At 68.7% G+C, this 3,282-nt stretch carries 4 protein-coding genes; 2 read left to right on the plus strand and 2 right to left on the minus strand.

Features of this window, described 5'->3' with window-relative positions; all coding sequences use genetic code 11:
• Positions 1-1,050: tetratricopeptide repeat protein (locus tag AC1DOC_RS25660; RefSeq protein WP_478130756.1), on the minus strand; the 1,050-nt coding region annotated here is incomplete at its 3' end.
• A 31-nt stretch (positions 1,051-1,081) separates the two neighbouring features.
• Positions 1,082-1,480, minus strand: a complete 399-nt coding sequence (locus AC1DOC_RS25665) for a tautomerase family protein (protein ID WP_015867129.1) — start codon at positions 1,478-1,480, stop codon at positions 1,082-1,084.
• Positions 1,481-1,591: 111 nt separating this feature from the next.
• On the opposite strand from AC1DOC_RS25665, the gene AC1DOC_RS25670 reads away from it, so the two are divergent.
• Positions 1,592-2,461 carry a LysR family transcriptional regulator gene (locus AC1DOC_RS25670; RefSeq protein WP_062365538.1) on the plus strand — a complete coding sequence of 290 codons (870 nt, stop codon included), beginning with the start codon at positions 1,592-1,594 and terminating at the stop codon, positions 2,459-2,461.
• A gap of 37 nt (positions 2,462-2,498) precedes the next feature.
• A complete protein-coding gene (locus AC1DOC_RS25675; RefSeq protein WP_124960113.1) occupies positions 2,499-3,128 on the plus strand; it encodes a YitT family protein in 630 nt (209 codons plus the stop codon).
• Positions 3,129-3,282 lie beyond the last annotated feature (154 nt).

Here is a 3,282-nt window from a genome sequence, read left to right on the forward strand (position 1 = left end):
CTGCCAGGCGGCGCGCGTGGAGAGCGGCGCGCGCGCCGCATGGGCTTCGATGTTGCGCAGCAGCGTGTCCGCTTCGGGCCGCCCGGCGCGCGCCAGGCCATACAGGTACTGCAGGTCGAGGAAGGGCAGCACGTGGTCGGCCGTGCGCTGCAGCAGGTGGCTCGCCACGTCGTCCCACCGCGCACCCACGCCGATGCCCGCGAGCTCGAAGCGCGCCAGCAGCGAGACGGCGCCGATCTGGTCCTGCGAGTAGTCCTTCACCACGCCCCACACCTCGCGGTCGTACAGCGCGAGCGCTTCATCGTCGCGGCCGAGCTCGATCAGGAACAGCGCCACGTGCCACCAGTTGTGCGTGACCATGAACGAGTTGAGGCCGCTCCAGCTGTCGCTCACGCCCTGCATGAAGGCCAGCCCCTCGCAGAGCCGGCCCTCGGTGAGCATCACATGCGCCAGCGCATGGTGCGCCCACGGCTCCTTGCGGCACATGCCGATGGCGCGGCGCGCGCTGGCCTCGGCCTCGCGCATCAGGTGGCACTGCTCGTAGCCGAAGGCCGCCATGCCATGCACATAGGGCACGTCGGATGCGGCCGGCAGCGCGGCGAGCGCCAGGCGCAGCATGCCCGGGCAGTCGCCGGTGTTGAAGCAGTGGTATTGCCCCAGCTTCACCGACACGAGGTCGCGCGGATGCTCCCGAGCCTGCTCGGCGTGCAGGGCGATGGCCTTGGCGATGTCGCCCTCGGCCCAGGCTTCGATGGCCGCGATGTAGCGCCGTTCGCGCGGCGTGGCGCGTTCGGATGCGGCGCGGGCCTTGGCAAGAAAGGGCCGCGCATTGGCCGCGGCATCGCGCGATTCGGCGAAGAGGTGCAGCGTTGCGCAGTAGGCCTGCACCATCGGGCTCGCGTCGCTGTCGGCCAGGGCCAGCAGATTGACCGCGCGTGCCTCGGTCGACACGAAGCCCATGGTGAAGTCTTCGACCAGCGGCAGGCTGGCGGCATCGTCGAGCGTGAGCGGGTTGCCGAAGCTGTCGGCGTGCAGGGTGGCGGGGGGCATGGCCGCATGGTGCCATGCCCCGCCGCGGGCTTCAAACGCCCGCTTGCTGGTGGCGGTACTCCTGTGTCTTTCCGCCGTAGCCGTAGGCCGCGCCGCGGGCGTCGATCACGTGGATGTACGAAACCTCGTGCAGGTCGGGCCGCAGCCGCGCCATGGCGGCATGCACCTCGCGCAGGTAGCGCGCCTTTTCCGCCTTGGTGTTGGTCTCGTCCGTGATGCTGATGTCGAGGTGGAAGGCCGACTTGCCGAGCGAGGCCAGCGACTGCCCGCCGATGAACCAGGTGTCGGCGGCGATGTACTGCACCGTGACGGCGATCACCGGCAGCTGCTTGCCGAGCACGCTCTGGGTCAGTTCGGCGACCACGTCGACCGTCTTGCGCGTGAGCTGGGCGTCGGGCTCGCCCGAGAGGTGGACAACGATGTGCGGCATAGGGAACTCCATGAAGAAATGAGTGACGATGGGGCTATTGTGGGAACTTCAAAGGCATCGGAAAAGCGGGAAGATATGATGGAATCCATCGGATAAACGGATGGATGAACCATGCAGACCTTCGACCTGGAACAGCTTCGCACCCTGGCCGCGGTGATCGATGCCGGCAGCCTCACGGCCGCGGCGCCGCGCGTGTTTTTGTCGCAGTCGTCGGTCAGCGAGCAGATCCGCAAGCTCGAGGAGCGGGCAGGGCAGTCGCTGCTCACGCGCAGCAAGGCCGGCGTGGCACCGACCGAGGCCGGCACGCGCCTCCTGGCCTATGCGCGCCGCATCCTCGCGCTCAGCGACGAGGCGTTCCGCGATCTGCACGGCGAGACGCTGCAGGGCGAACTGCGGCTCGCCGTGACCGACTACTTTCGTCCCGGCGATCTCACGCGGCTGCTGGGGCGCCTTGGCGAGAGCTATCCGCAGGTGCGGCTGCACGTGAGCATCATGAAGAGCGACGCGCTGCGGGCCGCCTATGCGCACGGCGATTTCGACGTGGGGCTCGCGATGAACATCGCCGGAACGTCGCCATCGACCGAGCCGGGTGCGAAGGCTCCGGTGATCCGGCGCGAATCGCTCGCGTGGCTCGGCGCGGCCGGCATGCGGCTCGCACGCGGCGAGCCGGTGCGGCTGCTGGCCTTGCCGGACACCTGCTCGTTGCACCAGTACACGGTGGCGCTGCTGCGGCGGCGGCGCGTGCCGTATGTGCTGGCGCACGTGGCGTCGGGCGTCGCGGGGTTGCAGTCGGCGCTGGCTGCGGGGCTGGGGGTGGCCTGCCTGAACGAATCGGCGGTGTGCGAAGGGGTTGGCCGGCTGGCGCCGCCGCACGGCCTGCCGGCCCTGCCCCGGGTCGCGTTCCAGTTCCTGCCCGCGCGCCGCGGAGAGACCGAATTCGTGACGCGGGCGCGGGAGATGCTGGCGACCCACCTGGTCTGAGGCCGCCAGGTGGCGCGGGATTTGCGTCAGGCCCGCCATGGATGCGCCACAACAACCCGCCACGCGCCCCGAACTGCTGCGCCACTCGCGTTTCGACGATGCGCAGGCCATCTTTTCGGGCACCCTGTTCGTCGCCATCGCCATGATGCTGTTCGGCCAGGCGGGGCTGCTCACGGGCGGCACGGCCGGCGTCGCATTCCTCTTGCACTACGCTACCGGCGTGAGCTTCGGGAAAGTGTTCTTCCTGGTGAACCTGCCGTTCTACTGGTTCGCCTGGCGCCACATGGGCCGGGCCTTCACGGTCAAGACTTTCTCGGCGATCGCACTGCTGTCGGTGATGACCGACTGGGCGCCGCGCTACATCTCGATCGATTCGCTGCACCCGGCCTTTGCAGCGGTGCTCGGCGGCTTGTTGCTGGGCACCGGATGCCTGTTCCTTGCGCGCCATCGGGCGAGCCTGGGTGGCGCGACCGTGTTGACGCTGTACTTGCAGGAAAAGCGCGGCTGGCCTGCTGGCAAGGTGCAGATCGGCATCGACTGCACGGTGGTGCTGCTCGCGCTGTTCGTGATTCCGCCGCAGCGCGTGGGATGGTCGGTGCTGGCTGCGGTGGTGATGGGGCTTTTTCTGTGGATCAACCACAAGCCGGGGCGCTACGCTGCGACTTGATTTCTTGTTGCCGCTGTTTTGATCGGGCGCTGTTGTTTTTTCAGGGCGCGTGCACAGGCCACCGGGTACTCCCCTCCGCGAATGTCCCCCGGCCTGCGGCCTCCTCCTTGATTTCGCTGCGGGGAGCACCCGATGCCCTGTGCACTGGGCACGC

The sequence above is a fragment of the Variovorax sp. 01T439_2 genome (assembly GCF_056398445.1).

Excerpts from the sequence above, each read along its gene's own strand:
- AC1DOC_RS25675 (WP_124960113.1), top strand. The coding sequence starts at position 2,499 with ATGGATGCGCCACAACAACCCGCCACGCGCCCCGAACTGCTGCGCCAC.
- AC1DOC_RS25670 (WP_062365538.1), top strand. The coding sequence starts at position 1,592 with ATGCAGACCTTCGACCTGGAACAGCTTCGCACCCTGGCCGCGGTGATC.
- AC1DOC_RS25665 (WP_015867129.1), bottom strand. The coding sequence starts at position 1,480 with ATGCCGCACATCGTTGTCCACCTCTCGGGCGAGCCCGACGCCCAGCTC.